Source organism: Planomonospora sp. ID82291, assembly GCF_015711645.1.
Taxonomy (GTDB): Bacteria; Actinomycetota; Actinomycetes; order Streptosporangiales; family Streptosporangiaceae; genus Planomonospora.
The window spans coordinates 58559-84875 of the sequence record NZ_JABTEX010000010.1; the positions used below are offsets into that span (position 1 = coordinate 58559).

The 26317-nt window shown below is 71.4% G+C and carries 19 protein-coding genes; 15 read left to right on the forward strand and 4 right to left on the reverse strand.

Annotated features, from left to right (window positions below; genetic code table 11):
• Positions 1-38 precede the first annotated feature (38 nt).
• The 6 genes from HS045_RS33060 (at position 39) to HS045_RS33085 (ending at position 17294) form a co-directional block, all read left to right on the forward strand.
• Positions 39-14090: a helicase-related protein gene (locus HS045_RS33060; protein WP_196455568.1), complete on the forward strand. Its 14052-nt coding sequence runs from the start codon at positions 39-41 to the stop codon at positions 14088-14090.
• Between the two features lie 11 nt (positions 14091-14101).
• A complete protein-coding gene (locus HS045_RS33065; RefSeq protein WP_196455569.1) occupies positions 14102-14296 on the forward strand; it encodes an Rmf/CrpP family protein in 195 nt (64 codons plus the stop codon).
• Positions 14293-14556: a hypothetical protein gene (locus tag HS045_RS33070; protein WP_196455570.1), complete on the forward strand. Its 264-nt coding sequence runs from the start codon at positions 14293-14295 to the stop codon at positions 14554-14556. The genes HS045_RS33065 and HS045_RS33070 overlap by 4 nt, the downstream gene beginning before the upstream one ends.
• A gap of 38 nt (positions 14557-14594) precedes the next feature.
• Entirely contained in the window at positions 14595-15215 is a 621-nt protein-coding gene (locus HS045_RS33075; RefSeq protein WP_196455571.1) for an IPT/TIG domain-containing protein, read from the forward strand.
• Between the two features lie 82 nt (positions 15216-15297).
• Positions 15298-16785 (forward strand): 2'-5' RNA ligase family protein, encoded by a 1488-nt coding sequence (locus HS045_RS33080; RefSeq protein WP_196455572.1) that lies wholly within the window; start codon positions 15298-15300, stop codon positions 16783-16785.
• A complete protein-coding gene (locus HS045_RS33085) occupies positions 16782-17294 on the forward strand; it encodes an XF1762 family protein (protein WP_196455573.1) in 513 nt (170 codons plus the stop codon). Before HS045_RS33080 ends, HS045_RS33085 begins: the two co-directional genes overlap by 4 nt.
• Here the strand turns inward: HS045_RS33085 and HS045_RS33090 are convergent.
• On the reverse strand, positions 17279-17884 hold the full coding sequence (locus tag HS045_RS33090) for a hypothetical protein (RefSeq protein WP_196455574.1): 606 nt from the start codon (positions 17882-17884) through the stop codon (positions 17279-17281). The genes HS045_RS33085 and HS045_RS33090 overlap by 16 nt on opposite strands.
• 175 nt (positions 17885-18059) lie before the next feature.
• On the opposite strand from HS045_RS33090, the gene HS045_RS33095 reads away from it, so the two are divergent.
• From HS045_RS33095 to HS045_RS33130, 8 genes are all read left to right on the forward strand, one after another.
• Entirely contained in the window at positions 18060-19388 is a 1329-nt protein-coding gene (locus HS045_RS33095; RefSeq protein ID WP_196455575.1) for a phage major capsid protein, read from the forward strand.
• Positions 19385-19834, forward strand: coding sequence for a thermonuclease family protein (locus HS045_RS36350; protein WP_196455576.1), 450 nt, complete (start codon positions 19385-19387; stop codon positions 19832-19834). The genes HS045_RS33095 and HS045_RS36350 overlap by 4 nt, the downstream gene beginning before the upstream one ends.
• Positions 19835-19870: 36 nt before the next feature.
• Positions 19871-20410, forward strand: a complete 540-nt coding sequence (locus HS045_RS33105; RefSeq protein ID WP_196455577.1) for a chorismate pyruvate-lyase family protein — start codon at positions 19871-19873, stop codon at positions 20408-20410.
• Positions 20411-20483: 73 nt separating this feature from the next.
• Positions 20484-20900 carry a hypothetical protein gene (locus HS045_RS33110; RefSeq protein ID WP_196455578.1) on the forward strand — a complete coding sequence of 139 codons (417 nt, stop codon included), beginning with the start codon at positions 20484-20486 and terminating at the stop codon, positions 20898-20900.
• A gap of 79 nt (positions 20901-20979) precedes the next feature.
• Positions 20980-21669 (forward strand): helix-turn-helix domain-containing protein, encoded by a 690-nt coding sequence (locus tag HS045_RS33115; protein WP_196455579.1) that lies wholly within the window; start codon positions 20980-20982, stop codon positions 21667-21669.
• A 60-nt stretch (positions 21670-21729) separates the two neighbouring features.
• Positions 21730-22239, forward strand: a complete 510-nt coding sequence (locus HS045_RS33120; protein WP_196455580.1) for a hypothetical protein — start codon at positions 21730-21732, stop codon at positions 22237-22239.
• Between the two features lie 185 nt (positions 22240-22424).
• Complete coding sequence (locus HS045_RS33125; protein ID WP_196455581.1) at positions 22425-23018, forward strand: hypothetical protein; 594 nt, start codon at positions 22425-22427, stop codon at positions 23016-23018.
• Positions 23009-23347: a hypothetical protein gene (locus HS045_RS33130; RefSeq protein WP_196455582.1), complete on the forward strand. Its 339-nt coding sequence runs from the start codon at positions 23009-23011 to the stop codon at positions 23345-23347. The genes HS045_RS33125 and HS045_RS33130 overlap by 10 nt, the downstream gene beginning before the upstream one ends.
• Here HS045_RS33130 and HS045_RS33135 read toward each other — a convergent pair.
• The 3 genes from HS045_RS33135 to HS045_RS33145 all read right to left on the reverse strand — a co-directional run bounded on the left by HS045_RS33135 (position 23311) and on the right by HS045_RS33145 (position 25405).
• Entirely contained in the window at positions 23311-23640 is a 330-nt protein-coding gene (locus HS045_RS33135; protein WP_196455583.1) for a hypothetical protein, read from the reverse strand. The two genes, HS045_RS33130 and HS045_RS33135, sit on opposite strands and share 37 nt — an antisense overlap.
• A 91-nt stretch (positions 23641-23731) precedes the next feature.
• Positions 23732-24604 (reverse strand): hypothetical protein, encoded by an 873-nt coding sequence (locus tag HS045_RS33140; protein ID WP_196455584.1) that lies wholly within the window; start codon positions 24602-24604, stop codon positions 23732-23734.
• A gap of 6 nt (positions 24605-24610) precedes the next feature.
• A complete protein-coding gene (locus tag HS045_RS33145) occupies positions 24611-25405 on the reverse strand; it encodes an AAA family ATPase (RefSeq protein WP_196455585.1) in 795 nt (264 codons plus the stop codon).
• A gap of 357 nt (positions 25406-25762) precedes the next feature.
• Here HS045_RS33145 and HS045_RS33150 point away from each other — a divergent pair, with 357 nt between their 5' ends.
• The gene (locus HS045_RS33150) at positions 25763-26317 is read left to right on the forward strand and encodes an HNH endonuclease (protein WP_196455586.1); all 555 of its coding nucleotides are present in this window, start codon (positions 25763-25765) and stop codon (positions 26315-26317) included.

The window sequence follows — 26317 nt, forward strand, 5'->3', positions numbered from 1 at the left end:
CGCCTTGCAACGCACACGCCGCACGCACGGGGGCCGGTTTGTTCGGATTCGACGGTTGGGATGTCAAGGCACGCCGGGGTCTCGGGGCGTCGAAGTTCGACGCCGATCTGCACCCCCGTGACCGCAAGGGCCGGTTCATCGAGACCGGCGCCGAGGTCACCGTGTGGGGTGGTGGCCGCGGCACCGTCGTCAAGAACGTCGGCGGCGGCCGCATCGAGGTCCGCATGGCCGACGGCAGCGTGCAGCGGATCCACCGCAACTACCTGACCGTGCAGGCCCGGCCGGACGGCAGCAAGCCGACCGGCAAGACCAGCGCCGCACCGAAGGCCATGAAGGTCGAGCAGGCCAGCGCGGACGCCACCGACTTCGCCCCGGCCACCCCGGACGGGCGCGTCCCGGTCAAGAACCTCACCCGAGGCCAGGCCGTCATCGTGTACGGCCGGGTCAGCGACCCGACCGGGGAGGGCGGCGACAGCCCCGACGTGCAGCAGCGCGTCGGCATCGTCCGGGGGGTGAGGCCCGGCGAGGGCGGCGGTTGGGTCGTGCGCCTGGCCGAGGCCGACGAGCTCGCCAAGCCCCTCGACATCGAGATCGACGACCGGGACGCGCTCGCGCGGGTCATGCCCGACGAGCGGGTGGCCGAGCTGGTGCAGGCGATCCGTGACGGCAAGCGTGAGGCGGCCGAACTCGCCCAGGCCCTGGTCTCCGACACCCTCGCCGAGGACGACCGGGAAGCCGACTGGCAGGGCCTTGCGCCCGGCGCCGGATGGGACGCGTGGGCATCGGCCCTGAACGAGCAGTTCGGCACGAACGCCACCGGTGCCGAACTGCAGAGCGTCTACGAGCGGGCCACGGCCGACCAGCGGATCCGGAACGCCGCCACCGCCAACGTCGACGTGGACAACTTCGGGCAGGTCTTCGGTGACGCGCTGCAGAACCACGTCGCCGACGCGATGGACGACCTCGGCCAGAACTTCATTCAGGCGTTCTTCGGCCGCGACCGGCGCTTCCGCGACACCTTCACCCGGGCGGCCCGGGACCGCGCCTACCGGGAGATCCGCGGGGAGGGACCTGCCGGTCTCACCGGACGGGAGCAGTCCGCCCAGGCGCCGGCCGCCCCGAGCACCGTCGTCCCCGGCGACCTGGAGCGCGGTGACCGCGTCACGTTCGACGTCCCCGTCACCGCCGCCAACGCGGAGCGGTTCGCGACCTCGGGGGCGAAGAACCCGCCCCGGCCCGGGAGCACGGTGACCGTGCGCGGCGTGGTCGACGGCGTCGAGACCGACATGTTCGGCGACGCCAAGGTCCACCTGCGGCGCGAGGGCGCTCAGTGGCAGAGCAGCGGCGGCGGCGGCCGCCTGGACGGCGACGGCCTGGAATGGGCGCTGGATGAGAGCCACGCCGTCCACAAGACCGGCAAGGCCCAGGCCCAGCAGCAGCCGCGCCGCGGCGCCGCGCCGGTGCAGGCGGCTCCGCAGGGCGGGCTGTTCTCCGACGTCGGCCGCGAGGCTGCGGGCACCGAGGACATGTTCACCGCGCACGAGCGCGACGCCGAACAGGCCGAGTCGAAAGACGAACTGGCCCCCGCACCCGGGGTGTTCACCTCAGAGGTCGAGCAGCGGATCGCGGCCGCGGCCGCCACCTACCGGGCTGGTCTCGCGGGTGATGAAGAGATGCCGATGATCCGTGGGTTCGCGGATCTGCGGGACCTGCTGATGGACGAGCGCGGTGAGTTCGGTTCTCCCCAGCGGGCCGAGTCCGACCGCCTTGTCGAGGCGGCCACCGGGCTGCGGGATGAGTGGGACCGTACGCACGCCGAGCAGATCCGCGAGCAGCGGCGCCGCCGTGAAGCCGCGGTCAAGGCCGTGGACGAGGCCCGCAAGATCGCCCGGGACGGGGACCTGGACGGCGCCCTGGCGATGATCGACGCCGCCGAGAAGGACGCGCCGAGCGCCTACCAGTGGGGCCGGGTACGTGACGATGTGCGCGCCGAGTGGCGGGAGGGCGAGGCTGACCGCACTCCCCTGCCGACGACCGATGACGGGACTCCGCCCAGCCCGGAGGGGATGACCCCGGGCCGCCGGGCTCGGCTGGTTGCCTCGATCGAGGAGAACGCCGCCGGATACGCCTGGAGCGGCGATCCGGGCCGCTACATCGCTGAGGGCGCCGGCGAACAGGGCCGTCCTCGGGACGGTGAGAAGGCATGGATCGACTCCTACATCGCCGCGCACCCGGAGGTGCTGAAGTTCTCCGATCGGGAGCGGGAGCGGCGCCGCAAGCAGCGTGAGGCCCGGGAGGAGCAGCAGCAGCGGGAAGCCAGGAAGCTGGCGTCGCGGTCGCATGGGCACTTCCAGGCAGGCGAGTACGAGCAGGCGCTGGCGCTGATCGACCAGGCTGAGGACCTGTCTCCGAACGCGCAGCGGTGGGAGGCGATCCGCGAAGAGATCCGCGAGGCGATGGCAGCGCAGGATGAGACTGCGGCCGATGGCATCGCTGGCGAGCCGGATGGGGCCGAGGCGGACGACCGGCCTGTGCAGACCATGTCGAATGGTCAGCCGATCCCGCCGGACCTGGAGCTGCCCGATCCGCGGACGCTCGACCTGAGCAAGCTCAGCGAGGCCGAGAAGGACGAGCTGGGGCGGCGGGCCCGCAACCGGGAGGTGACCGACCGCACCGCCCAGCAGATCCTGGCGATGCTGGGCGATGATGGGCTCGCCCGCAGCCGGGCGGCCGAAGCCGCGGCGATGACGGCCGAGGAACTGGACGAGAACATCCGCCGGGTGGAGAACGAGCGTGCGCGGACGCGCGCGCATTTGGAGAGGCAGCCCAGGCGGCGGGACCTGCGGCGGATGGTCGCGGACATCACGCGTCGTCTCCAGGTCCTCCAGTCGGAGAAGGACCGCCGGGAGCGGGACGAAACCCCACAGGTTGACACGAATCGTGATGATCGTGTTACGGTAAGTTCTACAATTGGCGCCCCCAAGACCGGGCCCGCGCCGACCGACAACCGCCCGGCCGAGGGAGACGACAGTGAACGAGTACAGCCAGATCGCGCGCAGGCACTGGGAGACGTACCTGCCGACCGCTCTCGCCGAGCTGGACGACCCGGACGAGCACTTCGCGGCGCTGGGGAACCGGGTGGAGGACCGGATCGAGGACCTGGCGGAGGAGATGGCCGGGACGGCTCCGGCCGGGGAGAGCTTCAAGGAGAAGCTGGGCAGGCTGGCGAACGCGCGGACACGCGCCCGGGAGATCGTGATGGCCGAAGAGGTGTTCCTGCCCGCCGAGCCGGGTCGCGAGGACGCCGAGCTGCCGCCGAGGTAGCCGACCCTGGCGCGTTCCGGCCCGTCTCGCAGGAGGACCTCGCCCCCTCGGGGGAGAAGGCCAAGGCCCGCGCCAACATCGCCGCCGTCCGGCTGCTCCGGCAGCTCCAGGCCGAGGACCGGCCGGCGACCGAGGAGGAGAAGCGGGTCCTGGCCCGCTGGTCCGGGTGGGGCAGCCTGCCCATCGTGTTCGAGTCCCGGCCCGTCGAGCGCGCCAAGGACTTCCGCAACGACGACGGCAGCCTCAACCGCGAGAAGTACGAGCGGGCCGTCAAGCGGTGGGAGTCCTTCGCCCCGGAGCGGGCCGAACTCCGCGCGATGCTCAACGAAAAAGAGTGGCGCGAGGCCTCCCGCAACACCCTGAACGCGCACTACACCGACGCCTCCCTCGTCGCCGGGGTGTGGGACGCCGTCCAGCAGCTCGGGTTCAACGGCGGCAACGTCCTCGAACCCGGATCCGGCGTCGGCACGTTCATCGGCATGGCCCCCGAGGGGGCGCACATGACCGGCATCGAGCTCGACTCGACCACCGCGGCGATCTCCCAGCACCTCTACCCGAACGCCACGGTCCGCAACGAGAGCTTCGCCGACACACGCGCCCCCGACAACACGTTCGACCTGACCATCGGCAACGTGCCGTTCGGTGACTACTGGCTGGTCGACAACAAGCACAACCCGGGCGAGAAGCACTCGATCCACAACCACTTCATCCTCAAGTCCCTGGCGCTGACCCGGCCCGGCGGCCTGGTGGCGGTCGTCACCTCCCGCTACACCATGGACTCGGAGAACAGCGACGCCCGCCGCGAGATGGCCGCCATGGGCGACCTGGTCGGCGCCGTGCGGCTCCCCTCCGGCGCGCACCGCAAGGCCGCCGGCACCGACGTCGTCACCGACCTGCTCATCTTCCGCAAGCGGGAGGAGGACGAGGAGCCCGGCGACACCTCGTGGATCGACGCCCCGAAGACCGATGTGAACGGCCACCGCCACCCGGTCAACACCTACTTCCAGCAGCACCCGGAGAACATCCTCGGCGTCCAGACGACCGGCCGCGGCCAGTTCTCCGACCACGACCTGGTCGTGAAGGGCGACCGCGACGCCGCGCCCGCCCTACGGGAGGCACTCGCCCGCATCGTCGCCGACGCCCACGAGAGCGGCCGGACCTTCGAGCAGCGGGCGCAGGTCGCGGCGCCGCTCCGGCTGGCCGCCCGCGACGAGCGGCACGATGGCGCGCTCGCCCTCGCCGAGGATGGCACCTTCACCCAGGTCCGTGACGGCCAGGCCCTGCCCGTGGCCGTCCACCCCTCCCAGGTGGAGCAGCTCACCGGTCTGCTCGGGCTGCGCGACGTCGCCCGCGAACTCCTCGCCGAGGAGTCCCGCAGCGAGACCGACACTCCGCGCCTGGCCGAGCTGCGCGCCGAGCTCAACCGCCGCTACGACGCCTACACCGCCAGGTTCGGGTCCCCCTCTAAGAAGGCCAACCGTCGCTTCACCCCCGAGGAGGCCCGTCAGAAGGCCGCCGCCGAGGGCCGCAAGACCGGTGAGAAGGACATGACGCCGACCGCGGTCGGCTGGCTGAAGTCCGACCCGGCCGGGGCGATCGTGTTCAACGGTCTGGACGACTACGACCCCGAAACCGACACCGCCCGCAAGGCCGACATGCTGGCCAAGCGAGTGATCGGCGCCAAGAAGCCGCTCGCTTCCACCGACGACCCGGGCGAGGCCCTCGCGGTGGTGCTCGACCGGTTCGGGGAACTCCGCCTGGACGAGATCGCCCGCCTGCTCAAGGTGGATGAGGAGACCGCGCGGGAGCGGCTGGGCGACCGCGTGTTCGACGCGCCGTCGTTCGTCGTCAAGAACGGCCTGCTGCTGGAGACCGGCGAGCCGCCGAAGCTGGTCCCCGCAGCCGAATACCTATCCGGGAACGTGCGGCACAAGCTGGAGGCCGCGCGACGGGCCGCCGAAGACGATCCACGTTTCCATCTGAACGTCGCCGCGCTGGAGAGGGTGCTCCCTCGTGATCTCACTCCCGGTGAGATTGACGCCAAGCTCGGCGCCGCCTGGATCTCCGCCGGGGTGGTGCAGGAGTTCCTGCGGGAGATCCTGGCCGACTCCTCCGTTCAGGTCCGGCACGCCGGCGGCTCCCTGTGGGAGGTCGTCGGCGACAAGCAGGGCTACGAAGCGCGGCACGTCTACGGCACCAACCGCAACTCCTGGACCGCGCTCGACATCGCCGAAGCCCTCCTGAAGCAGACCACGATCAAGGTCCGTAAGAGCATCGGCGACGGCGTCACCGTCCCCGACCCCGAGGGCACCATCGAGGTCCAGGAGAAGGCGCAAGAGCTGGCCGAACGGTTCTCCGAATGGGTGTGGGAGGACCCCGACCGAGCTGAACGGCTTGCCCGCATCTACAACGACCAGTTCAACAGCATCGTCCTGCGCTCCTACGACGGCGCCACCCCGGCACTGCCGGGCCTGGCCGCCGAGTGGGAGCCGCGCGACCACCAGAACGCCGCGGTCGCCCGCATCATCAACGAGCCCGCCACGCTGCTCGCCCACGAGGTCGGCGCCGGCAAGACCGCCGAGATGGTCATGGGCGCCATGGAGCTGCGCCGCACCGGGATGGCCAACAAGCCCGCCATCGTGGTGCCGAACCACATGCTGGAGCAGTTCACCCGTGAATTCATGGAGCTGTACCCGAACGCGAACATCCTGGCCGCGGGCTCGGCGGACCTGACCGGGGAGAAGAGGCGAGAGTTCGTCGCCAAGGCGGCGACCAACGATCTCGACGCCGTGATTCTCACGCAGAAGGCGTTCGAGAAGATCGACATGCACCCGGACAAGCAGGCCGAATACCGAGACAGCGAGCTGGAGAAGCTGCGCGCCTCTATCGCCAAGGCCAAGGAGTTCGGCGAGGACTCGCGCCTGCTGAAGCGCCTTGAGCGGCAGCTCGTCATGGCCGAGGAGAAGCTCAAGAGCAAGCTCGACTCCAAGAAGGACGAGGGCGCGGTCTACTTCGAGCACACCGGCATCGACTACCTGTTCGTCGACGAAGCCCACATGTACAAGAACCTGCGCACCCCCAGCAGGATCGAGGGCGCCTCGATCGACGGCTCAGGCCGCGCGAGCGACCTGCACATGAAGCTGCACCACCTGCGCGACACCTCCCAGAGCGGCCGCGTGGTCACCTTCGCCACCGGCACCGACATCGCCAACTCGGTGACCGAGGCGTACGTCATGATGCGCTACCTGCGCCCCGACCTGCTCGAAGAGGCCGGGATTGACGACTTCGACACGTGGGCCGCCACGTTCGGCGACGTCGTCGTGGACGTGGAGCTGAACCCCGACGGCAACGGGTTCCGCTCCAAGGCCCGGTTCGCGAAATTCCGCAACGTGCCCGAGCTGCTGCGCATCTACCGGGTGTTCGCCGACGTCAAGACCGCCGACGACCTCGGCCTGCCGACGCCGCCCGTCCGCAAGGACGCCAACGGCAACCGCGGCGAGACCGTCGTCATCCCCGCCTCGCCCGAGCAGCTCGACTACATCAAGGAGCTCGGCGAACGCGCCGACAAGGTCCGGCGCGGCGTGGTCGAGCCGGACGAAGACAACATGCTGAAGATCTCCGGCGACGGCAAGCGGGCCGCCCTCGACATGCGGCTCATCGACCCCACCATCGACCAGGTCGGCGGGAAGATCGACATCGCCGCCGGGAAGATCGCTGAGATCTACGCCAACTCCAAGGACTGGCAGTACCCGGTCCACAAGGACTCCGACGAGCTGCACCCCACCCCGGGCGCGCTGCAGATCGTGTTCATGGACCAGGGCACCCCGAAGAAGAAGCCCGGCAAGAAGAAGCCCGGCAAGAAGAAGCCCGGCGCCGACGCGGGACAGGAGGCGCTGGACGCCCCGGTCGGAGACGGCGACACCTCGACGTGGGCCGCCTACGACGAGCTGAAGGCGCAGCTCGTCGCCCGGGGCGTCCCGGCGGAGAAGATCCGCTACATCCATGAGGCGTCCACCGACGCGCAGAAGGCGAAGCTGTTCGAGGACGCCCGCACCGGCAAGATCGCCGTCCTCATCGGCTCCACCGAGAAGATGGGCACCGGCACCAACGTCCAGGCCCGCGCGGTCGCCCTGCATCACATGGACTGCCCGTGGCGGCCGGCCGACCTCGCCCAGCGCGAAGGCCGAGTCGAGCGGCAGGGCAACTTCAACCTGAAGCTGCACGACAAGGACGTGCGGATCATCCGCTACGTGACCGAGGGCACGTTCGACGGCTACTCCTGGCAGACCGTCGAGCGGAAGCAGAAGTTCATCGCCCAGATGAAAAAGGGCAGCCTCGACATGCGGGAGATCGAGGACATCGGCGACGCCGCCCTGTCCTTCGCCGAGGTCAAGGCCCTGGCGACGGGCAACCCGTACCTGCTCGACCACGCCAAGGCCAAGACCGAATGGCAGCGGCTCGACCGGCTGGAGCGCGCCCACCAGCGCACCCAGGGCACCCTCACCCAGCAGATCACCCAGGCCGAGCAGTCCATCAAGGACCTCACCTCCGACATCGCCGAGTGGCGCGAGGCCATCACCCAGCGGACCGAGACGCGCGGCGACGACTTCGCCATGAAGCTGGGCGACCTCGAGACCGACAAACGGACCGACGTCTACGAGCCGCTTCTGGCCGCGGTGCGCGGGGTCCGCGACGGCGTCACCGCCGAAGGGCAGAAGGTCCAGATCGGTGAACTCGGTGGCCACCCCGTCTACGCCTGGAAGGACCGCCGCTACGCCGGCGATCGGCTGTACCGGGTGGTCGAGGTCGGGTTCGACTTCGCCGGAGGCACCAGCAGCTACCGCGGTGACCAGCTCACGGACGGGGCCGGGAACGGCATCCTGCGCGCCCTGGAGAACCGCCTGTCCGGCCTGGAGCCGTCGATCGCCGCCGCTGAGGAGCGCATCGCCACCCTGTCGGAGCAGATCGACAAGCGGAAGGCCGACATCGGTAGGCCGTTCTCCAAGGCCGAGCAGCTTGCCTACTTCCGCGACCGGCTGCACCTGCTGAACGAGATCCTCAAGACCCAGTCCAACATGGACGAGATCAAGAACCCGGAGAGCGACGCCTACAAGGAGGCCGAGACGGAGCTGACCGTGCTCAAGGCACGGTTGGACACGCTCCGGCCGCCCACGGCGCCCGCCGCCGACGAGACACCGGAGACGTCGCCAGAGGAGGTGACGTTCGACGACCTGACCCCGACCGTCCGCACCGACGATGACGGGTTCGCCACGGTCGACGTGCCCGAGGCGTCGGAGGAGACCGGCGAGAGCCGTACCGGCGGTGAGGCGCCCGCCCAGCCCGTTGAGGAGACCACCGCGGGGGACGGGGAGAGCGGCGAGGTCGCCCGCGAGGATCAGCCGGCCGATGCCCCGGAGCCTGCCCCCGTCCCGGAGCCCGATCCTCTCCCGGAGCCGGAGGACGGCTTCCCCACGCCCCCGGCCACCCGGGCGGCCGACATGGACGCCGCCGGATGGGAGCGGGAACTGCGCGAGCGGTACAAGGCGGGCCCAGCCGCGGACGCGGTCCGGGACCTGATGGCCGTGCTCGACGCACCGTTCCCGACCTTCGGCGACGACGAAGACGATGCGTTCGAGGACCACATGGCCCGGGTCCGGGGGTTGCTTGAGGCCGCCCTGGACGAGATCGAGGAACTGCGCGACAGCCTCAGCGACGAGCCCGGGTGGCGCAACAGCTACGGCCAGCGCGTCACCTCCCCGAACCGGACATGGCTGGCCGACCTTCCTCCCCTGCTGCGCGCTCGCGCTCGCGAGCAGGCGTACGACACGGCGTTCCCCGAGCCGTCGATGGCCGTACGACGCGAGCGGATCCAGGCCCGGCGCGACGCCATCGGCTCGGACTCGGCTGCCTCCTCCCCTGCCGAGGAGACCGGGCCCGAGCGGGAGACGGAGCGGCCCACGCAGACCGTGGAGCCCGAGGACCTGATCCCGGGCGACCGTATCCGCGTCGTCCGCACCGAGGGCGGCGTCCGCAGTGTCCGCCGCCGTGCGGGCGGCTCCTACCTCGCCCAGCGCGACGGCCGCGTCTGGGAGGGCACCCTTCCGGCCGACTACCAGCCCGGCGCGGCCATCCGCCTGGAGAACGTGGTCGAATACGCAGGCGACCAGCCCGGCCGGCACCTGCCCGAGCCCGGCCTGGTGCGAATCATCGAGCCCGTCGAACGGCTCGGTACGGCCGAGGCGGCCGCCTCGGCCGGTGAGGCCGACCGGCTGCGCACCGAACGCGAGCAGTCCCGCGACAGCCTCCGCGACGAGCTCGCCGAGCAGCGCCGCCTCATGCTCATCGAGGAGGGCGGCCCGGACCTGCTGGACGCCGTCACCCGGTTCGAGAACCTCGCCGACGCCGTCAACGCCGGCGGCGTCACGGTGGCCGAGGTGGAAGACGCGTGGCTGCGCGCCGACGCGGCGCTGGCCGCGGCGAAGGAGACCGCGACGCACTGGACGCGGCAGGCGCAGCTCACCACGCTGCAGACGACGCTGGTGGTCAAGCTCGGTCACGCGGGCGGCCGCATGGGCGAGGCCCGCCGCCGGGCAGCCGAGTGGGAGCAGGCCAAGCAGGACGCGGCCCGCACCGCCGAGGACGGCCGCCCCGAGGAGGCGCCGGTCACCGACGTGGCCGCGGGGGACCGGGTGGACACCCCGTCCGGGGAAGAGACCGTCGTCGTTGAGGAGGTCACCCAGGCCGGTGACACGGTCTTCACCGTCGAACGTGATGGTGACGACCGGCGGACCATCCGCGCCCGCAAGAGCGGCGACCAGGTCGTCAAGCGCAAGGGCGGCAGGAAGCCACCGGAGATCGGTCAGGTCACCGCCAGCGAGGTCGTGGTGGGCGAGTGGCTGGTCGATGACGACGGCGGCGCGGTCAAGGTCGTCGGCATCGACCGTGACGGCGACCGCATCACGTTCGACGTGCTCGGCCCGGCCGGGCCCGCCCTGGTCGACGCCGACGCCGGCGAGACCGTCACCCGGGGGCGGGGCCTGCGGATGAAGAAGCCGCGCACCCCGCGGCCGCCGCGCGAGCGTAAGCCCCGCTCCACCATCACCGCGCTGGAGGACGGCACCCCGGCCACGCGGGTGCGGCTGCGCTCCGACATCCGCAAGCGCGTCCTGGGCCTGAACATCGAATCGGACGAGATGGCGAGCGAGGAGGCACGGGAAGCGGCCGCCCGGCTGCGCGCCTCCCAGCCGGTGTCGGCCGCGCAGATGCGCGCCCTCGGCCTGCACCTGCGCAGCCTCGCCACCGACGACCGGCCCGCCGTACAGCGGCGGGCGCTGGAGCGCGCCGCCTCCTGGGTGGACGCCTCCTACGCCCGCCTGGCCGGGTACCCGGCGCCGCCGCACGAGACCCACCGGGACGCCCCGGAGAAGGCCTACCCGGAGAACCTCACCTCCGGGGACGTGATCGCCATCCCGGAGACGTCCGGCGGGCCGGTGCAGGCGGTGCGGGTCATCGACGCCAAGCCGGTCGCCCGGTTCCCGTTCATCAGCGTGACGGTCGAGCACGGCGACGGCCGCCGCGAACAGCGCATCCTCGCCGCCGGAATCGACGTCTACCTGATGCCGGACCTGCCGGACGACGTCGAGGTCTCCCCCGCCGGCTCCGCGGAATTCCCTCCGGAGGAGCACATCCACCCCGACCGGTTGGAGGTGGGCGACGCCATCCGCTACCCGATCGCCGGAGGCGAGTACCCGATCGGGCAGGTGCGGGCGATCCGCAAGACCTCGCCCATGTTCGCCGAGGTGGACGAGTGGCAGGTCGACCTCGCCGTGCTCGATGACGATGACCAGCCGGTCGTCCGCGAGACGGTCACGCTGACCTCCAGCGGCGGCCCGTCCGTGGTGCGGACGTGGCGCGGGCAGCTGTCCCAGCCGCAGCCGTGGGACGCGGTGCTCGACAACAGCAGCGGCGACGGCATCGTGACCCGCGACCAGCTCGTGGTCGGGGACCGGGTCAGCATCCGCAACGCCGCCGGGGAGGACCTGGCCGGGACCATCACTGGATTCATGCCGGTCCTGGACGACGACGGCCGCCAGGTCGGCCTCACGGCGATCCTGCGCGGCTACGACGGTGAAATCGAGTGGGCTCCGCTCCTGGATGACGACGGCACGGAGATCCTGCGCCTGGCCAAGGGCGGCAGCGACGCCGAGCAGCGCATCCACGCCGAGATGCAGCGGCAGCAGCAGCGCGACCGGCAGCGGGCCATCACCCGGGCGCTCGCGGAGGCGGAGACCAGCCTGTACCGGGAGGTGGCCGCCCGCCTCCTCGGCGTGCTGGACACTCAGCCGGTCGCGCCCGCCCGCGACCGGGACGGCGACGAGGTGTACCGCAAGGCGCTGGACTACCTGGAGGAGGCGTGGCAGCGGCAGCCGGACGACCTGGTCGAGCGGATCGCCGAGGCGCTCAACGCCCCCGACGACGAGCAGGCCGCCGAGCTGGCCCGGCGGCTGCGGCCGGTGGTCGCGGAGATTCGCGACCGGGCCGGGTCGAACATGGTCGCCGCGATCGGTGAGATCGACCCTCTGCCGGGCGAGACGTGGGACCGGGCCCTGCGCCGGGTGATGCGGCAGTACCGCGACACGCCGCCGTCTGCGTCGCTTCAGCGGGCGGGCGAGGCCTTGGCCAAGGTGGACCTCGGCGCCGTCGACGCCCCGGCGCCGGAGCTGCCCGCCGCGAGCGAGGAGGACCTGCCCGCGCGCATGGCCGCCTACCGGGCCGCGCTGCCCGAGGACCTGTCCAACCTGGGCCGCAAGCAGGTCCGCCGGTCGGTGTTCCGCCCGATCAGCCTGGCCGACCTGGAGAACGGGCAGGTCCCGGACACCGACACGATCACCACGTGGGCCGACGACATCGCGGCGGACGGCGGGCCCGGCGAGCACGCGATGCGGCACCTGGCCGTGCTGCGCGCCGCCGGCGCCGACCTGGACGCGCTCTACCAGGCCCGGTACGCGGCCGCCGACCCCGGCGGGATCGTGCGGGCCTACGCCGAGGTGGAGGACCGGGCACGGGAGGCGCTGGGGGAGGCGTACGCCGCCGACCGCAACCTGCTCGCGGCGAAGAAGAAGACCCGCACGCAGGTCGCCAAGCAGTTCGGCTACACCTCGATGCGGGCGCTCATCGCCGACGCCTCCCCGGAGGTGAAGCGCAAGGCGCAGAAGGCATGGGAGGCGGCGTACGCGCCAGAACTGAAGGCGCGTGACGAAGCGGTCGACGCCTACCGGGCCGCCTCGGATGCGGTCCTGGCGAACCTGCGGGCCCGCCGCGAGGCCCGCCGCACCGCGGCGATGGAAACCCTGGCGCAGGTGCGCGACCTGGGCGGGGAAGGGCTCATCTACCGCAGCATGAACACGAGCTTCCCGGCGTCGGAAGACAACCGGCTGGTGAAGGCGATGCGGATCGCTGAGGCGTCGTACCCGTCCGACTGGCTGGCGCTGGCCCGCGACGCCGGGCCGGTGCGCGTGGATCCGGGCCGCGGCTACTACAAGATGGCCAACCGGCTGTCCGACCCGGAGATCACCCTGCCGTGGGAGGCGACGCCGAACGATGTGCCGCGCGACGGCAAGTTCGTGCAGGAGGAAGCGACCGGATCGCAGATGGTCGGCGGCAACAACGCCTCCCGGGCGTCGGTGCATGAGCTGGGCCATCACATGGAGAAGGTCGTGCCGGGCCTGCTCGCCGCGCAGCAGGCATTCCTGTGGGATCGCACCTCGACCGGGCCGGTGGGCGAGCGGGAACGCACTCGGATGATCGAGACGATGAACGGCCACGACATCGTGGAGGCCCACGACGGCGGGTTCGACATCGCCTATTCCGGCCGGGAGTACGTCAGCGGCCACTTCGAGCTGCTCACGGTCGGCATGGAATCGCTGATGGCCGGCTCCCCGCACTTGGACGAGGACGCTGACTACCGGGCGTTCACGTTCGGTGCGCTGGCGCTGCTCGGCACCGACCAGGACGGGCCGCGCCGCTCCCCGCTGACCGGCGTCAACCTGTCGGAGCTGTCGGAGGAGGAACTGCGGGCGCTCCTGGCCAAGGTGTGGGGGCACCCGGATGAGGTCGCTCAGGTGGTGGCCGCGCTGGAACGGCTCCAGCCCGCCGAGGACCCGCTGGCGGGCCAGAACCTCGAGACGATGGGGCTGGGGGAGCTGATGGGGCTTCTGGGCCGCGTTGAGGACGACTACAGCGTCGCCCGCATCACCGCCGCGCTGGAGGCGTGGGAGGCCCGCGAGCGGGAGATTGAGGCGGAGGAACGCGACCGGGAGGCCAAGAGCGCCCGCGTCCACGAGCTCATCACCACCGGCATGACGGAGATGGAAGCGTGGGCCGAGGTGTACGGGCTGTCGTACGAGGAGCTGGAGCGCCAACAGCGGTCCTACGAGGCGTCCGGCGACCGGCTGCCGGGCGAGTCGCTGGAGCAGCTGGCCCGCCGCCACTACGACCTGTGGCTCCACCAGCAGTACCTTCAGGCCGAGCTGGACACGCGCGGCTACATGCTGTCGAGGGAGGGGGAGGCGGCCGGGATCGACCCCAAGAGCCTGTTCTCCGGCCGCCGGGACCGGGCCCGCAAGTACGCCTCGGAGGAGCTGCGCCGGTGGTTCGACGCGAACGGGTGGATGAACTTCACCGAGTTCAAGGCGCAGATGCTGGGGCGGGAACGCGATAAGCGGGCAGCGGCGGCCGGCCGCGGCGCCCGGGACTTCAACCGATGAGCGGAGCAGGGATGGGTGAGATGGTGTCGCGGGTGGCGCTCGGCGCGGCCCGCGTCGCGGGCCAGGTGAGCGCGCGGGCAGGAAAGCCGATCACGGTCTGCCCGTACCCGGCCGGGCCGCGGCGGTTCGCGTTCGTGGACGGCTATCTGCAGGAGCGGCCCCCCGTGGTGGGGACGGTCGTCTACGACCAGGGCGAGGAGGCATGACGGTGCAGACGGTGCACGGCTACATCGACGGGGTGGCGTACGCGGTCACGGTGGGCGAGGCCCGCCCGGAGGCGGCGGACACGGTCGGCGTGGTGTCCGGATCGCCGCGGGCGGTGTCGCTGCTGCGGATCCGCAACGGCGACCCGATCGGATTGCCGCATGGCCGCTATGCGCGGCTCGACGTCAACGTGCCCGGGTCGGTGGTGGAGGCGCTCACCGCGTGGACCGAGGTCGTGCCTCCGCCCGGCGAGGACGGCTGAGATGACGTAAACCCATCGAGGGGGCATCCTCCCGGTCCATGAACTCGGGGGTCTGGTGGCGGGTCGGTTTCCTGATCGGCGTCACGCTCGGCGCGGTGCTCCTGCTCCTGCTGGTGCTGTGGGTCCGGCCGATCGTGATCGTCATCCCGGCCGGGCCACCGGCCACCCCCGCGACCGACCAGGGGGAACGCATGACTCTGTACGCCGCCAACGGCACCCAGCTCACCAAGACGGCCGCGGCCGCGAAGGTCACCGCCGTACCGGTCACCGACCCGATCGTCCGGGTCGGGGAGAACCTGTACGAGGGGGAGCGGCTGGACGGCACGACCTTCCCCGAGGGCAAGCGCAAGCTGCGCTTCCCCTCCGGTGCGCTGATCCGGCAGTCGCAGCTGGACGCCTGCTTTCCTGACGCCACCGTGACCGACGTCGCCCCGGCGACCGGCGCGGCCGCGGGCAACACCCTGGTGACCGTGCGCGGCACGAACTTCACGCCCGGCAGCACGGTGACGTTCGGCGGGACGGCCGCCACCAGCGTGACCGTGATCAACGAGACCACGCTCACCTGCCGGACCCCGGCCCGTGCGGCGGGCGCGACCGCCGTGGCGGTGACCACCGACGCCGGAGCCGCGACCAAGGCGAACGCCTTCACCTACGCCTGACCCGGGCGCCGGGCGCCGGGCGACGTTAACGCCCGAACCCGGCATCCTCCCCTCCCGACGTACGGCCGGGAGGGGGCCCAGGATGACGGTGAAGCTCGAACGCAAGTCGGTGGCGGTCTCGCCAGGGGCAGCCCTGGCGGACGCGCCCAAGGGCACGGTGACGTGCCTGGTGGCCATCACGGGCGTGGAGGACAACGTCGGTGATGTGATCATGCCGGGCGCGTTCTCCCGCACCCTGGCCCTGCGCAAGCCCAAGGGCGTGTTCTCCCACGACACGACGGCGTGGGTATCGCGGGCCGAGGTGGTCGAGGAATGGCTCCCGGGGGATCCGCGCCTGCCCAAGGAGACCAAGGACGGCCACCCGTGGCCGGCCGGGGCGGGCGCCCTGTTCGTGCGGGCGCGCTTCAACCTCAAGACCAAGGCGGGCGGTGAGGCGTACGAGCGCGTCGCCTTCTACAGCGAGTCCAACGAGCAGGAATGGTCGATCGGCTACTCGGTGCCGGACGGCGGCGCCCGCCGAGACCCCAAGACCGGGGTGCGCCGCATCTACGACCTCGACCTGTATGAGTTCTCCCCCGTCTTGTTCGGCGCCGCCTCCCAGACCATGACCCTCAGCGTGAAGTCCGGCCTGCCCCGTACGGCCGGTGGCACGCCGTGGGACGACCTGCTCGACGGCTACGACGACGCCGAGGCGGCCGCGCCGGGGAGCGTGGAGGAGCCGCGGGCGATGGTGTCGCTCACCGTCCCCGCCCCCGTCGCCGAGGCCGTGGCCGTCGACGGAGGTCTGCCCGCGGCCGAGCTGCACGTGACGCTCGCCTACCTCGGGCAGGGCGTGGACGAGGACATGCTGGCCGAGGCCGCTCTGGCGGTGGAGAAGGTCGCCGCCCAGGCCGGGCCGCTCGCCGGGACCATCGGCGGCATCGGCGTCTTCCCCGAGAGCGAGGACGGCATCCCCGCGTGGGCGCCCGTCGACGTGCCGGGCCTGGTCGAGCTCCGGCAGAAAGTCGTGGAGGCGCTCGATGAGGCGGGCATCTGGTACGCCGTCGACCACGGGTTCGCCCCGCACATGACGCTCACCTACCTGCAGCCCGGCGAGGCGCTCCCGGCACCGGTGCCGGTCACTCCGGTGGAGTTCGGGACGATCACCCTGGCCGTCGAGGACGACCACGAGGACTTCCCCCTCACCGGGCCGGCCGCCGGCGAGGAACCGCCCAGCGGCCCCGCTGCGCCCTTCCTGGACGACCTGGACGGTACGGAGGAGCTGGAGGGCCTGGAGGCCAAGCACGCCCCCGGCTGGCAGACGAAGGCCGGGCGGGTCCTGTCGGACCGCAACCTCAAGAGGATGCGCCAGGCCGTCGACATTCTCACCGAGATCATGAAGGAGGCGGGCGGCTGGGACGACCCGCGCGAGCATGACCCGGCCCGCCGTCAGCCGCCGGAGATGCCGCCCGAGCCGACCATCCTGCCGGACTCCACCGCCCCGTCCGCGCTGCCGACCGAACTCAAGATGCTCACCGTCGCGGACCTGGCCGCCGGGCGGGCGATCCTCGAGTCCGTGGGAGTCGTGTGAGGGGCACGCTTCGGCTGGTGCCGGTCACCTTCGCTCAGGCGTGCGCGTTCGTTGACGGCCACCACCGCCACCACCGCGCCCCGCCGGGCCACAAGTTCTCCATCGGCGCCGCGGTTGATCAGTTCGATTCACCGGACGGGGAGCTGATCAACTCTCCGTTCCGGCTGGTGGGGGTGGCGATCGTCGGCCGTCCAGTCGCCCGGCATTTCGACACCGGGCGGGCCCTGGAGGTGACCCGGGTCGCCACCGACGGAACATCGAACGCGTGTTCGCTTCTGTATGGGGCGGCGTGGCGGGCGGCCAAGGCGCTCGGCTACACGCGGATGATCACCTACACGCGCGGCGACGAGAACGGCGCGTCGCTGCGCGCGGCCGGGTGGGAGCCTGTCGCGGTACGGCCGCCCCGGAGCGGCTGGTCGTGCCCATCGCGGCCGCGCGGCAACGCGGGCGCCGACCGGGTGGCACGCGTGCTGTGGCAGGCTCCCGGCTCGACCTACCGGCCCTCGTAGTCAGCGATGGCGTCCAGGAGCGGCCGGATCACGGCCGCCTTGCCGTACTTGGTCGCGGGGATCTGCCAACGGGTCACACCGCGCGGCGTCGACCACTCCAGCACGCCGCCCGTCTTCGGCAGGTCGAACGAGTAGTAGATGACCTCGGCGCTGCCCGGGTGGACCGTGACCTCCTGGCCGTCCGTGCGCCCCACCCACGGGGCGCTGGAGGCGTTGCCGGAGAAGACCGTGAACGTCCGCCCGCCGGTCTTGACGCGCCACTGGCTGCCGCTGATCGGCGGCGGCACCCGGTCCGCCTTCGACAGGGCCGTCACCTTCAACGCGATCGCCACGAACCACTTGCTCCGCGGCTTGGCGAAGTGGGGCGAGGCCGGCCGGTGGTAGTAGACGCCGACCGGCGCGATCCGCAGCGGGTTCCCCTGGTCGCCTGCGATGCGGACGGACTGCCCGAACTTCAGCAGCTTCGGCGCCACAACCTCCTGCGCGGCCGCGGCCGCGGTGGTGCTGGCGTGGGCGGCGGGAGGGACGGCGGCAAGGGCGGCCGCCACCGCGAGAGCGGCCGCGGGCACGGCGAGACGACGAGACGTCACAGGTCCTCCAGTAGATCGTTCCACCCCCGAGCTTGATCACCTTACGTCGGACGCCGCGACGTTAAGACGGCTTTTGCCTACCTTGCTGCCTTGATCAGGGGCTGTCCCGGTGCTGACCGGGCGCGGATCACACCGAAACGCACACCGATGTCAGCCAAACCGGGGGGTACGGCAGATGACTGCCACCAAGGAGAACGCACGGATCAGGGAACTCAAGAGCGCCCTGAAGACCGAAGCCGACAACATCACCCGCATCCAGAACGCGATGAAGGACGAGACCGGCCGCGGCCACTTCGTCCTGTCCAAGGAGATGCACGCCGACTACCTCAAGAGCGTGGACCGCGCCGAGCAGATCCAGGCGCTGCTCGTCACCGAGGAGAAGGCCGCCGGCGTCCTCAGCTACCTCGCTGAGCCGTCCTCCACGCCGGTCGCGGGCATGATGGCCGCCGACCGGCAGCGCGGCCTGGAGCGCAAGAGCCTGTCGCAGGCGTTCTTCGAGTCCGAGGCCTACCAGACGATGAAGGCCAACGACTTCCGGGAGCCGCGCGGCATCGTCACCATCGACCAGGGCCTCTACTCCTTCGAGGCCAAGGACCTGTTCACCCTCTCCGGCGGCACGCACACCGTTCCGGCGTTCGGCACCACCGAGAGCATGGGCATCTCGGAGCGGCAGCGCCGCCCCAACCGGGTGCGGGACCTCTTCCCGGCCGAGTCCACCACCAGCAACCTGATCTCCGGTGTGCGGCAGACCGGGTTCGTCAACAACGCGGGCATGGTCCCCGAGCGCAGGGCCGCGGACGGCACCTCGGCGCCCACCGGAGGCCCGACCGACACCTGGGGCCGCCTGCAGCGGTCGCAGATCCAGTTCGAGCCGTACACCCGCCCCATCAGCGAGATCGGCCACTACGAGACGGTCCACAAGAACACGCTGGCCGACGAGTCCCGGCTGCGCGGCATCCTGGAGCGGGACCTGATCGACGGCGTGAAGCTCAAGGAGGACGAGCAGATCCTCTTCGGCAACGGCGTCGGGGAGAACCTCCTCGGCATCACCCAGACGCCGGGCGTGCAGCTGTACACCGGCCTGGCCTCCGACAAGAAGACCGCGCAGATCCGCCGCGCCCTGACCCGCGCCATCCTCAGCTACTACGACCCCTCCGGCGTCGTGATGCACCCGCTCGATTTCGAGGACATCGAGCTGGAGGAGGACAAGCAGGGCGGCTACCGCGTCGCCGTCTCCGTGGCGATCGGCGCCGAGAAGCGCGTGTGGCGCCTGGCGGTCATCGACACCCCGGTCATGGTCCAGGGCAAGTTCCTGCTCGGCTCCTGGGGCTACGGCGCCAAGCTGTTCGACCGGGAGACCGTGGTGGTTCAGGCGAGCACTGAGCACGGCCAGAACTTCATCGAGGGAACCGTAACGATCAAGGCGACTGAGCGCATTGGCCTTGCATGTGACAGACCCGAGTCGTTCGTCTACGGCACCTTCACCCCGTACGTCGCCGCGTGAGCGACGAGCAGGTAGCGCCGACTCCCCCGGCAGGTGATCCCGCCGGGGGAGCCGGTCACGTCCACACCGGCCGGTGCCGCTGCATCAAGCCCAAGGCCACCGCGCCGGCCGCGCCGGACCTGTACGTGTACGCCGCCACGGTCGCCAAGGTCGTGGACGGCGACACCCTCGACCTGATGGCCGACCTCGGGTTCGCCATCACGGTGAAGGTCCGCGCCCGCCTGGTGGGCGTGTACGCGCCCGAACTCGGCACGCCGGAGGGCGCGGCGGCCGCGGACTTCACCCGCGCCTGGGTGGCCGAGCACGGCCCCGGCTTCCTGCTGAAGACCTCCCGGGACCGCAAGGAACGCTACGGCCGCTACCTGGCCACCCTCACCCCGGTCGGTGGCGGCCAGGACCTCGGCGCGGCGCTGCTGGCCGCCGGGCACGCGACCGCCCAGGACTGAGTCCCGACGCTCTCCCACTCCACGATCGGAGGCCGCATGCTTTCACTCACCCCGCAGGCGTTCAGCCGCATCCTGCTCCGCCATGACGGCTCAACGACCGCGCTCCTGGCCGGCTTGCTGGATGAGCCGCTCGGGGTGCGGGTGCTCCTCCAGGCCCAGCGGTCGGCGACGGCCGTGCTGTCGCCGGAGTTGCAGAGCCGGATGGCCCTCAGCCCCGACAGCGCCGTGATCCTGCGCCGCTCGGAGCTGATCCGGGGGAACCGGGCGCCGATCTCCTCCAACAAGGTGGTCATGAACCCGGCGCACCCCCTTGTCGCCGAGCTGACCACCGGCCCGGACATCCCTATCGGGTACTTCCTCAACAACCAGCGGGTCGAGCAGCGGCGGGAGCTCGTTGACCGCGGGATGCGTCGACACCACTGGGGATACGAGCGTGACGTGCCGAGCGTGTGGCGCTCCTACGTGATCTTCGCCCAGGGCAAGCCGCTCATGCACATCGAAGAGGTCTTCCACCCCGACGTCGTCGCCGGGCTGCCCGAGCTGCCGCTGACCGAGATCAGCAACGAGCACGACTGACCGGCCGGCGTCCCCGGGCCCTGGGGGCGCCACCGCCGTCTCCTGACCCATCTCGTAGGACGGAGCCCCGCTGATGAGCGACACCACCCTTGAGGACCTTCCGGAGCCTGATGCGGCCGAGCCGAAGACGGCACCGGCCGCTGAGGACCACTGCACGGTGACGCCGATGTTCAGCCACCACCCGGTGCGGTCCAAGGTCCTGCCGCCGGAGCACGCGGTCAGCATCGACATCTACGAGCACCCCGCCGTCGCGCCGCCGCAGGACCGGACAGGCGGGGCGACGTTGAGCATCCCGTCGCGGATCGTGATCGACGGTCAGCCCGTCTACCTGCCCAAGAACTCCGACATCACGGTCAAGGCCGGTCTGCAGGCCACCGAGGTCACCGTGACCCTGTTCGCCCGCCGGGTGAGGATCGGCTACGCCGACGAGCTCGACGGCCCGGTCGGTCTCCCGGCCGGTCAGCCAGCGCCCGAGCCGGGCGAGGGGTAAGCCTGCCCGGCCCGTAGTGGTTTCCGCAGGCCAGACGGTGAAAAGACGTTAAGGCCGGATGTTGCTACGGTCCGGCGCCATGACGACCCTCCCTCCGGAAACCCGGTCCCGTGCCGCTGTCCTCTACCAGCAGGGCGTGCCCATCCGCCAGCTCGCCGCCCACTTCGGCGTCAGCTACGGGTGCGCCCGCGCCGCCCTGCTGAACGCGGGGGTGCCGCTGCGTCAGCCCGGCCGCCCCCGCAAGAACGCGCCGCTGCCCCCGGCCGTAGCCGTGCGGGCCCGGCCGCGGCCGCCGTTCGACGCGGCCGCGGCCGCCCGCCTGTACGAGGACGGCAAGACGCTGGAGCAGATCGCGGAGAAGACCGGCTACTCCCGCAGCCGGGTGCACGTGCTGCTGCGCCAGGCGGGCGTCACGATGCGGACCAGCCGCGATCCGCGCGCCTCGCGGATCAGCCCGGCCAAGCGCCGCAAGATCCTCGCCCTGTGGCGGCAGGGCCGCTCGTGCGCGCACATCATCGAGCGGGCCCGCACCAGTTCGGCCACGATCACGAAAGTTGTCCGCGAGGCCGGACTGGACCCGCGCAGCCGCGGCCCGCGCCGCAAGTACGACCACGAGCGGATGCGCGCGCTCCGCCGCGAGGGCATGAAGCTCATCGAGATCGCTGCTGACCAGGGCACCACTCCGCAATACGTGTGGACCGTGGTCAACGCCCCGGCCCGCAAGGCGAAAGCAGCCGCGGCCGCGGGGACTGCGGCCGACGCGACGTAAAGCCCGGACTGTGCTTGAGTCTGCCGCGCAACAGCACCCGGGCGAGAGAGGACGGCAGCGGTGACGGCTACCCGGAAGACACGCAGCACCAGCGGCGAGCAGGCTGCGCCCGCCGAGACGACTCCGGCGACCGGTGAGCAGCCCGAGCCCACCGAGCAGGCCCCGGCCCCGGTGACCCCGGCGGCGCAGCCTACCCAGGCCGCGCCCCTCACCCCGCCCGCCGCACCCGCCCGCCCGGCGCCGGACCCCGGCCCTGCCCCGCAGATCCGCATGCTCGCCACCCCGGGCAGCGAGTTCGTCGACCTGCTGTGGGGCGACAACCCGCCCGGCCAGGCGCCGGAGCAGGCCCGCCCCGAGGAGCTGTTCATCGACCCGGGCGCCCAGTTCTCCTACGTGACCGTGGCGCGGCCGCTGGTGAAGCTGTTCTACCTGCCCGGCACCACCGCCCCGTCCGAGCAGCTGTTCCGCGCCGCGGGCTCCACGCTCGCCCGCGACCACGCCGCGAAGGTCCGGGCCGACCTGGAGGCCATCCGCGCCGCCCAGGACGCCCAGGACGCCCAGGACGCGTAAAGACTCGCGCGGCCTTACCCGGGCGGGGCGGCGTGGCCGGGATCTCTGGGGGGTGACCCCGGCCACGACCAGGCAGTGCCCGCGTGAGGCCGCGCGGACGACCAAGGGGACGCGGAGGGTTCGCAGGTGGGGACCCGGACACTCCGCGTCCCCTTCGGCATCATTCGACCGGTAGGGAGTGCTGGGTGGATCTGGTGACACCGGAGAAGGTCGCCCTCCGCGCGGGCGTGCCGGCCCCGCTGGAGGCCGACGACCGGGCCGCGATCGAAGAGGCGATCGAGGACGCGCTCGATGAGGCCGCCGCCCATCTGGGCCGCTCCCCGCTGCCGGAGACCTTCACCCAGCGCGGCGCCGTACCGGACGGGCGCGGCGGCTGGCTGCTCGACCACGACCCGGTCATCGAGGTCCTCTCGGCCACCGCCGAACTCCACCCGGTGACCCGGGAGGCGACGGGCTCCTACACGATCGTCTACCGGGCCGGACTGGACCCGGAGACCGATCGCCGGTACGGGCGGGTGCTGCGCCGATTCGTCACCGCGGCCGCGGCGGCGAACCCGGTCGTCCGGCGGATCGCCCAGGCCAAGGGCACCCGCATCATCACCCGGGTGAACGTCGAGGGCCAGGGCGTCGACTACGAGACCGGGCAGGTCGCGGCAGGGTCGGGGGTCGCGGGGGCGCCTCCGACCCTGGCCGACCTGGACGCGTGGGTGGCGCACACCGTGTACCAGGCGCCCGGCCGGGCCCCGCACCCGATCGAGACCGGTGCCGCGTGGCTGTGATCGGCGCCAACCTCACGCTCGGGCTGCGCCGCCGCACGGCCGGGGTGGACGCGCACGGCACCCGGGTGGCCGGCGTGCTCGGCGCGGCCGGGGCATGGGCGCCGGGCCGGATCGTGCGCCGCCCCGGCGTGGACGGTGACCCGGCGACGGGGCCGGGCCTGTGGGTGCTCGCGGCGGATCCGTCGTGGTGGCCGGTCGCGGCCGGGGACCAGGCGGTGGAGGCCGGTTCCGGTCGGGCGTGGACGGTCGTGAAGGCCGACCTGCGCAAGAGCGACTACGACCCGGCCGTGGACTACATCAGGATCGAGGCGTCTCTCGCGTCCGGCTGAAGTACCTCGACCCACACCCGCTCGGCGGGGTGGACCTCGATCTTGCTGTGCGTGGTGCCGTCCGAGAATCGGCCGGTGGTGGCGAGGAGGTACCACTCGGCTTCGGGGACGAGCCGGACCTGTGGGCGGCCGCGCTCGCCAGCGTGGACGCCGGAAACGGCACGCAGGTCCTGGCGCCATGCTCCGTGCCGGGTCAAGACGATGACGCGCTCCCCGATGAAGTCGATGTCGGTGGAGGCCGGGACGGGAACGCGGGCGGGCGGCTGGCCGGTACGGACGGTGGGGGCGCTCATGAAGTCGAGTGTGCGTCGCCGTACCGACAAAACGGAAAAGGGCCCGGCGCACAGCCAGGCCCTTAATGATCTTGTCACACGTGTGACAAGATCATCCGTCTCCGGAGAGGTCCGCCTCGATCTCCTCGGCGGCCGCCCGGAACTTCTGCGCCAGCGCGCGCGCCCGCTCCGGGGCCTCCATGGTGATCCGCCGCAGCGTCGGCAGGTCCTCCAGCGCCTTCTCCACCACCTGGAGCGGGTCCGCCTTCGGCTTGGACGGCTCCAGCTGTGGCCGCTCCTCGGCCGGGTTGAGCTGAACCTCCAGCTCGGCCACGACCGCCTTCAACCCCGCGGGGGAGGTGTCGTTGTTCGCCTCGGCCTTCTCCCACACCTGCCGGATCACGGCCGCCGCTCCGAGGCGGGCGAGGATCTCGATCTGACGGAACGACAGGCGGTCCACCTCCGGTAGCGCCAGATGCACCGGGACGGCCTGCATCGCCCGGTAGGCGTGCTGGCGGCTGATCTGCCACCGATCCTCGACGTACTCCATGAACGACTTGTAGTTGCCGTACTCCTCGTACAGCTTCCCGTCGCGGATCTCCAGGAGCGACCGGCCGGCCGTCTGCGCCCAGTAGCGTTCGACCCTGCTGCGGGCGGCCTCCCGCACCTCGTTGGCGCCGCCGATGATCCGCTCGTAGTGAGCGAGCTGCTCACTCGGGCTGGCGTTCTCCGGTGCCGGCTGATACTGCGGGCCGGACGGCACGTCGAACGCGGGCTGTGGCTTGCTGACCACGGTCCCCTGAAGGAGAGCCACATCAGGCAAGGCACCCGGTTCGGCTCCCCCGGTGAGCCCGTCTCCTATGGCGAGTCCGGCGAACTGCTGCTTCGCCCGGTCCAGCGCGTCGAACGCCTCGCCTGCGTGACTGCCTCCCCGGTTGGTGCGCTTACGGGACGGGGGCCTGCGTTCGGTCTGTTCTTGGCTCATCCCCTGCTACTTCTTTCCAACGGTAGGTACTTCGTCCAGGTCCAGGGCGAAGGCGACCAACTCGGCCAGGAGCGACGGGTACTGGACCCAGTCGGTCGGGAAGACCGGGAACGCCTCGGCGTAGACGCCCGAGTCGTACAGGGGCTTGGAGAGGACGGGGTACCCCTTCTTCTCGACCCGCGCGTAGGAGTTCCTGGTGAGGTGGGTGTCCTTGCCGCCGGGCTTCTTCGCGCGGGCGAACATGACGACCGTGGCGAGTTCCTTGATGGCGTCGATCTTCTCGGCCAGGGCGAAGGTCTCGTCAAGCTGGGAGGTGTCCATGGGGGTGGCCTGCGTGGGGATCAGCAGGGTGTCGGTGACGTACAGCGCGGATTCCAGGACCCCCTTGTGCTGGGGGCCGGTGTCCACGACGAGATGCTTGAACTGGCCTTCCATGGCCTTGATGCGCTTGGCCAGGTCCGGGGTGCCCCAGGGCATGACCTGGAGGTTGACCGGCCAGTTCTCGCCTGCGCCGAGCTTCCACAGCAGGCAGGAGTTGTTGGTGGCGTCGCCGTCGACCAGGAGCACGTTCTCGCCGGTGAAGGCGAGGAGCAGGGCCAGGAAGACGGCGGTGGTGGTCTTGTTGACTCCGCCCTTGAGGTTGCCGATGGTGATCCTGATCGGTTCGCCGTTGGCCTTGACCGCGGCCGCGATCACCTGGAGCAGTTCGCGGTCCTCGGGGGTGAGCAGGTTCCAGAGGCCGGCGAGCTGCTGTTCGACCTCTTCCCGGTTGAGCTGGACGGGGGCGGACGATTGACTCACCGGGCCCACCTTGATGAGCGGCGATAGACGTGCATGTGTTCCTCCAGTGATGAGGTGAGCCTCCCGCGTGAGGGCGCCGAGGGCTCACGGGGGACATCCTAGAGATATTGCTGTGCCGCGGCCGATTAACGGGCGAGCGGGGCCGGCAAGCCGAAAGGCCGCCGCTTCGGTGAGCGACGGCCTTTCGCTGAACCTCATCACTGGTTTCGGGCCCAGCATATCGAGGTTGCGGGGCGTCTGGAGGGTGTTTCGGATGATCTTGTCACACGTGTGACAAGATCATCTAGAGGGTGGCCCAGGGGAGGGTAGCGTCCTGTCCGCTGGAAAGATCGGCCCGATTGAGCGACCATCGACCCCATGACCGTCCTCGCCTGGCCTCCCCTGGCCGTCCCCGGCCTGGGTGCGCGCTGGCTCAAGCGGGTGGACATGGCCGGGCCCGTTCCCGAGCACGCGCCCGAACTCGGCCCGTGCTGGCCGACCAGCGGCCCCACCAACAACAAGGGCTACCCGATCATCTCGGTCGGCGGGAAGACGAAGCTGCTGCACCTGGTGGTGTATCCGCTCGTCCACGGACCGATCCCGCCTGGGTGGGAGGTCGACCACCTGTGCCACCACCCGGACTACTGCCGCCTGAAGGTCAGCTGTCCGCACCGGCGGTGCGGCAACCCCGGTCACTGGCTGGCCCGGACGCCGGAGGAGAACAACCTGCGCTCCGGCTCCCCTACCGCCGTCAACGCCCGCAAGGAGGAGTGCATCCGCGGGCACGAGCTGGTCGGGACCAACCTCGCCACGAGGAAGGACCGGCCGGACCACCGGGAGTGCAAGGCGTGCCGCCGGTTGCGCCGGTCGATGGCGCTGGCGGTGGAGATCGCCACGGCGGGGGGAGCGGGCGAGCAGCTCGGACTGCTGTGA